An 8624-nucleotide genomic window follows, 5' to 3' on the forward strand; every position below is an offset into this window, starting at 1 on the left:
CTCCTCAAATCTAGACGACAAGACCATCTCGTTTGCAGCCGATACCACTGGCGGTATTTCGGTTACAAATGAAAGGGTTTTTGTTTTGCTTGAAGCTTTTTTAGCCGCCATACAAATCGTCAATTTTGTAATATCATAGCAGACAATATTGACTGCGATTAAAATCGCAATAGCACATCCGACCCATGTCTTTAGCCCGGAGGCAGACCTGCGCGTTTTTGGTGACGAAATGCTGCAAGAACTGCGCTGCTTGGGACAGGTTCACAGCTTTGCAGATGTGCCGTCCTGTGCCTATCCTGCGATCTCCGACACCATGTTTTTCCTGTTTGAGAAATATCTGCCCGACTTCACTCCAGAACTAAGGCAGGGGTGGCAGATTTTGTTTGATCGCGTGGTGAACGCGATCAAGCTACCGATGCTCAACCAGGAGCGATTGCTGAAAAAAGCCAAGCAATTTCTCGATCTGATTTCGGGCGAACAAGCATGGGAACCGGAAGACAAAGAGCGACGTTGGAAAGAAATACGCGATCAAGTGAAAGCAACCGGAACTTATACCCATACCTACGAAGAACTGGCGTATGGGACGCAGGTGGCTTGGCGGAATGCCTCGAAATGTGTGGGACGGATTGCCTGGAATAATATGGTGGTGCACGATCGCCGCCATGTTATCGACCCCGACGAAATGTTCCGCGAGTGTCAGGAACAGGTCCAGTTTGGGACCAATGGCGGCAATTTGCAAATTACCATGACCGTCTTTCGTCCCAAACTCCCAAAAGAGCGCTGGGGGCCACGCTTCTGGAATTCCCAGCTTTACCGCTTGCAGCATACGAACAACCCGATGGCAGCGTTTTAGGCGATCCCGCCAACCGGGCATTGACCAATGCCATCATCAAGAAAATGGGCTGGCAACCGCCGGAACCGCGCAGTGCCTATGACATTTTGCCCTTGGTAATTGAGGTTCCCGGTCAGGAGCCAAAGATGTACCACTGGCAACCCGAAGAAGTCCTGGAAGTGCATATTGAGCATCCTACCATTCCAGAGTTCAAGGAAATGGGAATGCGCTGGTATGCGATTCCTGCCATTAGTAACTTCTCCGTTCACATTGGTGGCATCGATTACGGCTGTATGCCCTTCAACGGCTGGTATATGGATACCGAAATCATGCGCGATTTCCTCGATGAGTACCGCTACAACAAGATGGAGGAAATTGCCAAGGTTTTGCAGCTGGACACCAGCACCGAGCAAACCCTGTGGCGCGATCGCGTCGCTCTAGAATTGAACATTGCCATCTTGCATTCCTTCCAGAAAGCCAAGGTGACGATGGTAGACGACCAAACCGCGTCTCGCCAATTCCTGACCCATGATTTGCGCGAAAAGAAAGCAGGGCGCGAATGTCCGGGCGATTGGGGCTGGGTGGTTCCCGCTGCGGGCGGCAGTGCCTGTCGGGTGTGGCATCACCAGATGCGCGACTTTTACCTGGAGCCTGCTTACCACCATGCCGCCGATCGCCCGGACGTGGAAGATGGCATCGATTTAGAGCAATTCACGGCGGCAAAGAATGAGGACGGGGATAAGCGCGATCGCATTCTGATTCTCTATGCCTCGGAAACCGGAACCGCCGAAGGGTTTGCTCGCAAAGCCGCTCGTCAGTTGCAGCAATTCTCTCCCAAAGTGATGGCGCTGGATGAATACTCCACCGATACCCTCGCCTCGGAGAAACTGTTATTGGTTGTCACATCCACCTTTGGCAACGGCGAAATGCCGAGTAACGGCAAACGCTTTCTGCAATGGCTCAAACAACAACCTGCGGGAGCGCTTGGGGGATTAAACTATGCCGTTTTGGGAATTGGCAGCACCGTGTACGAACATTTCTGCGCGGCTGGCACTGCCGTCGATAAAGCATTGGCGAAAGCAGGAGCCAACTGTGTGGTACCCCTCCACAAAGGCGATGAAATCAAAGGTCAGGCGGATACTTTTAAGCAGTGGTTAGGTTTAATTTCCCGCGTACTCGGTGCAGACGAAACCGCAGGGAGTACTGGTACTGCCAAAGCACCCAAACTCACTGTCACCTTCCTCAACGAAGCTGACGCTTACTCAGCACTTAGTCCTCAGCACTCAGCACTTTCGGAGCGCGACATTCTCGTCCCCGTCCTGGCGAACGATGAACTGCTCAAAGAAGTAATTCCTGGTAGTCGTTCCACTCGCTATATCGTCTTTGATATTGCGGGAACTGATTTGCAGTACGAAACAGGCGATCATGTCGCGGTTCACCCTTGCAATCCAGCAGAACTGGTGAATCGTCTGTGCGATCGCATCGGTGTAACGGCAGATACTTACTTTACAGCGACCTACGTCAATCCAGACGGCACAACAACTGACGATCGGCCTCCCGTCCCGGTTCCAACTACGGTAGGTCAACTGCTCTCTGAAGAACTTGATCTGTGATTACGGGAACGCTTCAACGATCTGCTGGCTTACCTGTATTCATCTGCCCAGAATCCTCAAGACAAACAACGCCTGGAAGTCTGGCTGGAGATTCTGCGGCCGGGTGAGCACAATCCCGATGCCATCACGCTCAAGAAAACCATCTCTGATAACTTCATGAGCGTTGCCGATTTGTTTGATGAGTTTCCCTCGGCAACGATTGCGCTAGAAGCACTGTTGGAATTGCTGCCCAAGCAAAAGCCCCGCCTCTATTCCATCTCATCCTGTCCTTTGCTGCATCCTGACAAAATTCAAGTAACACTCGGCGTGCTGCAAATCAAAACCGATGCTGGCAAAGTGCGGCCGGGTTTGTGTTCTAACTATTTAGCCGGACTGCAAGCGGGATCTAAAGTTCGCATTGGAGTTCGCACCTCAGGCTTCCGTCCCCCTGCCGATCCGCAAGCACCAATCTTGATGGTGGGGCCTGGAACGGGCCTTTCTCCTTTAATTGCCTTGCTTCAGCATCGAGAAGCACTGCAAAACCGAAAAACCCCGTTAGGTGAAGCTAACCTGTATTTCGGGTGTCGCAATGGCAATGATTTTCTCTATGAGGAACAGTTGCAAACTTGGCTCGATCGCGGAGTTCTGACAGGATTGGAAGTAGCGTTCTCTCGGTTGGGAGAACAGAAACAATATGTGCAGAACTTGATGGAGGAGCAACCGGAAAAAATCTGGCAAATTCTCAGCCATCCCCAATGTCATTATTATGTTTGTGGCGATGCCAAGATGGCGGATGATGTGTTTGCGGTGATGATGGCGATCGCTAAAAAGCAAGGGAAACTCACCCATACAGAAATGGTGCAATTCTTCGAGCGGATGCAGCAGGAAAAACGCTTCCATGCCGATGTCTGGGGCGTGCAGTTGAACTTTAAACAAGCAATCCAACCTGTGCAAAAAAACAACTATTCCAAAGCAGAACTCTGGCTCAATCGCATCAAAGATTCCGTAGATGCTTACAGCCCAGAGTCAAACCTACATCAAAACCCCTGAGAAATCCACGAACAATAGAGCCATGAAAATATTCAACATTGAAGCTCCGAGGAGGTGGTCAAGAATTGGGCTTCGCCTGCCTGCGCGATCGCCTTTCCTTTGTTAATTTAGCTAGCACTAAATCAAGGAGCAGGGGTTCATCCGTCCCCAGCGTGCTACAAGTTAAATTTAAATCTTGCAAGCCTTACTGGACAAGGATTTTAGATTATCAATATACTTTTTAAATCCCTGGCCCAGTAAGGCTTTGGCTGGTTTGGCACAGTCTGGACGAATGAACCGAAAAACTTGATTTGACCCCGCCTAGCGGCAAATAAAAAACAGAGTATTGAAGACAGAATCGTCAGTTTAAGCCAACCCCAATATCAACTTATGTACGATCCAGCTTGAACAAATCATTAAATCCTTCTGTCGCGCTCGCCGACTTATTCAGCCACCCCTAATTATAAGTATTCAACCGGACATGATATAACCATAAAAAATTTGGTAAATAGTCTAGAATCCAACAACCAATTTTGATTATTGACAAAAGCAACTAATTGTGTAATTCGTGGATCGCAGCCATATAACCGTACACAAACATACCAACTTTATCTATTTTTCGTTGAGCTAAAAAACTGAATAATACATAGTGAAGTTTTTTGGTCAATGTACGCTTACAGCAATTCAGCCCTGATGCTTCTGCCCTCTGCTATCTGCATCAAAGCGGAATTGTATTAACCGCCTGTTTAGGGAGCATAAGAATCTAGAGCGAACTTGCTGCGTGCATATTACTCAAAGCGAATCAATACATGAATGTTGGCGAAGTTCTGGATACTGTAGAACAAAGTCTGCTCTCTAGGCAACTGAGTTCCCTTGAGCGCTTCATCCTGTGTCAGTCATGGCAAGGACGCGGATATAGCGAGATGGCACCCGATTGTGCCTATAGTATCGCTCAGATAAAGGATATTGGCGCCCAGCTGTGGCAGGATCTTTCAAAAGCATTAGGGGAGAGAGTGACGAAAAAAAATCTGTTTTTAGTCCTGAAGCAATACATCCTCTCTCGTACAGATGAAACAGTGGCTAGTGACGAGTTATCAGTGACCTTAGAGTTAGTAGAAATAATAGACCCACCACTAACGCCTACCACTAATCAGTTACCAGTTACCACTGAATTAGTGAAGGCTTCATACTCAGAGGATAGCAAGCAATTACCACACAGAAGCGATCGCTGCTACCTGGTAACTGAAGAAGATGATCCTCTAGAGAGACTGCAACAGGAGTACCAAACTTTTTACGATCGTACAGAGGCAAAAAATAATTTAAAAACCGCAGTCACACGGAGCGAACTAACAATTCCTAGCGATGGTTTGCCGCTAGATTTCCCTTTCTACATCAATCACCCCCCGATTGAAAAACTCACCTACACTCAAATTAGTCAACCTAGATGCTTTATCGACATCAAAGCACCCAAGCTTCGGTGGGAAAGTTCCCTACTGTGCCGCATTCTTACTCGCATTTACTTGAACTTTCAGGAAGCAGACGTTGCCATTTCTGCCGAACTAAATCAATTTTTGGGCTGCGTGTAAATTTCAGCAGGCAGTTTAACCTCAATCCCTTGCTGAACGAGTATCGGGAATATGGGTAGCAAGACTAACTATAGGCATCTATTTCTGGGAGGATCTGCTCGAGCAAATGTGACCGAAAACGCGCGTTGCCAAGAGACTTTAGATATGGGAGGAAGCTTGATGAGCGATTTTAATCGAATATTACAATCCCAATAATTTTTGAAATAAATAAGGCTTCAATTCCGAAAAAACCTCTTTGTTATGTAACCGAAATAACACTGGTATTATCGGCTTATGACTCAAGAGTTTTGTTGTCTATATTTGAGGCTGGCAGGCAACTTTATCAGGACAGATTTACGCAACTGTCACACGCGATCGCTCCGGAGCTGAGTACTGGAGGCTGACAAAAGATATAACTCCTACTGTAGCCATTTCCTAACTATGATTAAAATCCCCGGTTATTTAATCGCTACTCAGATCTACTCTGGTACCAGAACCCTGGTTTATCGCGCTGTTTCTGAAACAAACCAAAAACCTGTAGTCATCAAACTACTGAAATATGAGTATCCGACCTTTAATGAATTGGTGCAGTTTCGCAATCAATATACCATTGCTAAAAATCTTGATTTACCAGGAGTAATCAAACCTTTAAGTCTGGAAAACTACGGACATGGTTTGGCTCTGGTTATGGAAGACAATGGCTGTATTTCGGGTGAAGCAATGAAGCAATGGGGAAATGGGGAGGGTATGGGAAGATGTTCTGATTCCCTCAACGAGTTTTTTCACATCGCCATTGGGATTGTCCAAACCCTAGAAGGATTATATTCATACCGAGTTATTCACAAAGATATCAAGCCCCAGAATATTCTTATTAACCCCCAAACTAAGCAGGTCAGTCTAATTGACTTCAGCATTTCCTCCCTCTTACCTAGAGAAACCCAGGAGATTACTAACCCTAACGTTTTGGAAGGAACGCTAGCTTATATGTCCCCGGAACAAACCGGACGGATGAATCGGGGTATCGACTATCGCACCGACTTTTACTCGTTGGGTGTTACCTTCTACGAATTACTGACAGGACAACTTCCCTTTGTATCTAACGATGCGATGGAGTTAGTCCACTGTCACATTGCCCGCAAACCGACTCCCCCACGCGAGGTTGTACCAGCGATTCCCCAAGTGGTTTCCGACATCGTAATGAAATTGATGGCAAAAACCGCTGAGGAACGCTATCAAAGTGCTTTTGGACTGCGATACGATTTGGAAACTTGTTTGCAACAATGGCAAGAAAAAAACAGCATTACACCGTTTCCACTAGGAAGCAGGGACATCACCGAGCGCTTTATTATTCCCGAAAAACTTTATGGTAGAGAAACCGAAGTTGCTACCCTGTTAGCTGCATTTGACCGTGTCAGCGATCCCCCCCTGCCCCCCCTTACTACGGGGGGGCAGGGGGGGATCGCTTTTCGGGGATTGGCAAGACAGCGGTAGTCAATGAAGTCCACAAACCCATTGTCCGACAGCGGGGTTACTTCATTAAAGGGAAATTCGACCAATTCAAGCGCGATATTCCCTTCTCTGCTTGGGTGCAAGCACTCCAGAATTTGCTCCGACAACTGCGAAAGCTCAGTGCCGATTCCGTGCAGAAGTGGAAAACCAAAATCTTGGAGGCTTTGGGTGAGAATGGTCAGGTAATTATTGATGTCATCCCAGAATTAGAACTGTTGATTGGGGTGCAGCCAAAAGTTCGGGAATTGGAAGGAAGTGACGCTCAAAAACGCTTCAATCTGCTCTTTGAAAAGTTGCTCCGGTTGTTCGCAACAATTGAGCATCCCCTCGTCATTTTTTTGGATGACTTGCAGTGGGCAGACTCCGCTTCTTTAAAGCTGATGCAATTGCTGATGAGTGAAACGGATACAGGCTATTTGTTGTTAATCGGAGCCTATCGGGATAACGAAGTTAATCCAGCACATCGCTTGATGTTGACGTTGGATGAGATTGGGAAAGCCTATATCACAGTCAACCAAATTACTCTAGCACCCCTAAACCAACCTTCTTTAAACCGCTTGATTGCTGATACTCTAAGTTGTCCCCCCCAATTAGCAGTTCCTTTGACAGAACTGGTGTTTACCAAAACCAAAGGCCACCCATTTTTGGCGACTCAATTCCTCAAATATTTGCATCAAGAGGCACTAATCTCCTTCGACTTTAGTGGCGGCTATTGGCAGTGCGACATTGCCAAAGTGAGGGCGCTGGCTGTCAGCGATGATGTAGTTTAATTTATGGCAACTCAATTACAAAAACTGCCATATAATACTCAGAATGTATTGAAAATAGCTGCTTGGATTGGGAATCAATTTTACTTAGCAACTCTAGCTATTGTAGATGAGAAATCGCGATCGGAGACAGCAACTGAACTGTGGAGATATTTGCAAGAATGTCTTGTCATTCCAATCGCTGAAGGTTACAAGTTCTTTCAGAACTCTGAATTGGTTGAAGTTGCACAAGCGTCTGAGTTATCTGTTCCCTACAGATTTTTGCATGACCGAGTGCAGCAAGCAGCTTATTCTCTGATTCCAGAAGACCAAAAACAGTCAACTCACCTGAAAATTGGGCGACTTTTATTGAGGAATATTCCTGAATCAGAAAGAGAAGAGAAAAATTTTTTATCTTGTCAACCAGTTGAACATTGGGATGGAGTTAATTACTAATCAATTAGAACGGGATGAACTCTCTCAGTTGAATTTAATGGCTGGACGTAAAGCTAAATATTCAACAGCTTATGGGGCTGCTAAAAAGTATTTAACTGTAGGTCTAGAACTCCTAGATATTGAGTGTTGGCACAACCATTACAACCTGACTTTGCAACTCTATGAAGAAGCCACAGAGGCGATGTATCTGAACGGTGATTTTGAGGAAATGGAGAGATTGGCAGAAACTGTCCTGCATAAGGCAAATACACTTTTAGATAAAATCAAAGTTTATCAAGTTAAAATTCAATCTTTAAAAGCGCAGAATCAAATTAAAGAATCTTTGAAGTTTGGGTTAGAGATTCTCAAACTTTTGGGAATAAATTTACCTAAAGATCCAGAAACTACAGAAATCCCCCTGGCTTTTGAAGCGACGCAATTGGCTTTACAGGGGAAAGATATTCAGAACTTAATTGACTTGCCTAACATGACCGATCCAAAAAAACTGGCAGCAACTCAGATCCTGTTAAAACTCTGTCCTTCTGCCTACATAGTCACTCCAGTCCTGTTGCTTCTGATTACTTTTAAACAGATTCAGTTAGCTCTTGAATATGGTAATGCACCCACTCATACTCATGCCTATGGGAATTATGGACTAATTCTATGCGGAGTCATGGGAGAGTTAGAATTGGGCTATCAATTTGGAGAACTGGCACTAAATCTGCTCGGTTCATCAAGTTCGACATCAATATGTAAATTTGTTATCGGTTCGCTCATCAAATAATCCACTACAAAAGGTCGTTCCTGTCCTGGTACTATCACCTGCTGCTGAGGATAAACCCAGTCTTTGAAGTAATAATTTAAGTAACCTAAAAATTCTTTTTCCGATACGCCACAGCGCACGTCACCCATCCCA

General features: G+C 46.0%; 6 protein-coding genes and 1 pseudogene. All 7 read left to right on the forward strand.

From position 1 onward, the window contains the following. Positions 1-415: 415 nt before the first annotated feature. Positions 416-2796: pseudogene (locus ACE1CM_RS26115) on the forward strand (nitric oxide synthase oxygenase); the annotation flags it as partial. Between the two features lie 102 nt (positions 2797-2898). Then, positions 2899-3474: a hypothetical protein gene (locus tag ACE1CM_RS26120; RefSeq protein ID WP_374881775.1), complete on the forward strand. Its 576-nt coding sequence runs from the start codon at positions 2899-2901 to the stop codon at positions 3472-3474. A gap of 788 nt (positions 3475-4262) precedes the next feature. Then, entirely contained in the window at positions 4263-5039 is a 777-nt protein-coding gene (locus ACE1CM_RS26125) for an AAA-like domain-containing protein (protein ID WP_374881771.1), read from the forward strand. Positions 5040-5459: 420 nt separating this feature from the next. After that, the gene (locus tag ACE1CM_RS26130; protein ID WP_374881772.1) at positions 5460-6509 is read left to right on the forward strand and encodes a serine/threonine protein kinase; all 1050 of its coding nucleotides are present in this window, start codon (positions 5460-5462) and stop codon (positions 6507-6509) included. Between the two features lie 20 nt (positions 6510-6529). Next, on the forward strand, positions 6530-7297 hold the full coding sequence (locus ACE1CM_RS26135) for an AAA family ATPase (protein ID WP_374881776.1): 768 nt from the start codon (positions 6530-6532) through the stop codon (positions 7295-7297). A gap of 3 nt (positions 7298-7300) precedes the next feature. Further along, on the forward strand, positions 7301-7729 hold the full coding sequence (locus tag ACE1CM_RS26140) for a hypothetical protein (RefSeq protein WP_374881773.1): 429 nt from the start codon (positions 7301-7303) through the stop codon (positions 7727-7729). Continuing rightward, complete coding sequence (locus tag ACE1CM_RS26145) at positions 7713-8492, forward strand: hypothetical protein (protein WP_374881774.1); 780 nt, start codon at positions 7713-7715, stop codon at positions 8490-8492. The genes ACE1CM_RS26140 and ACE1CM_RS26145 overlap by 17 nt, the downstream gene beginning before the upstream one ends. Positions 8493-8624: the final 132 nt, after the last annotated feature.

The organism is Microseira sp. BLCC-F43, from assembly GCF_041929235.1.
Classification (GTDB): Bacteria; Cyanobacteriota; Cyanobacteriia; order Cyanobacteriales; family Aerosakkonemataceae; genus Microseira.